This window comes from Microbacterium sp. AISO3 (assembly GCF_002204305.1).
GTDB classification, from domain to species: Bacteria; Actinomycetota; Actinomycetes; order Actinomycetales; family Microbacteriaceae; genus Microbacterium; species Microbacterium arborescens.
The window spans coordinates 1-444 of sequence record NZ_NHRF01000073.1 but is presented as its reverse complement, the minus strand read 5'-3'; the positions used below and the strand labels follow the sequence as shown (position 1 = coordinate 444).

Here is a 444-nt window from a genome sequence, read left to right as displayed (position 1 = left end):
CCATATAATATTGAGATAAAGCCAAGGCCAATATCTAAGTAACTAGATAAGAGGAATCGATTTTCCCTTAATTTTCTGGCGTCCACTGCATGTTATGCCGCGTTCGCCAGGCTTGCTGTACCATGTGCGCTGATTCTTGCGCTCAATACGTTGCAGGTTGCTTTCAATCTGTTTGTGGTATTCAGCCAGCACTGTAAGGTCTATCGGATTTAGTGCGCTTTCTACTCGTGATTTCGGTTTGCGATTCAGCGAGAGAATAGGGCGGTTAACTGGTTTTGCGCTTACCCCAACCAACAGGGGATTTGCTGCTTTCCATTGAGCCTGTTTCTCTGCGCGACGTTCGCGGCGGCGTGTTTGTGCATCCATCTGGATTCTCCTGTCAGTTAGCTTTGGTGGTGTGTGGCAGTTGTAGTCCTGAACGAAAACCCCCCGCGATTGGCACAT

1 protein-coding gene is annotated in these 444 nt (G+C 48.4%); it reads right to left on the bottom strand.

All coding sequences use genetic code 11. The features are described 5' to 3' along the window. Positions 1 to 42: 42 nt before the first annotated feature. Positions 43 to 444, bottom strand: coding sequence for an antitermination protein N (locus tag CBF90_RS16385; RefSeq protein ID WP_000336615.1), 402 nt, complete (start codon positions 442 to 444; stop codon positions 43 to 45).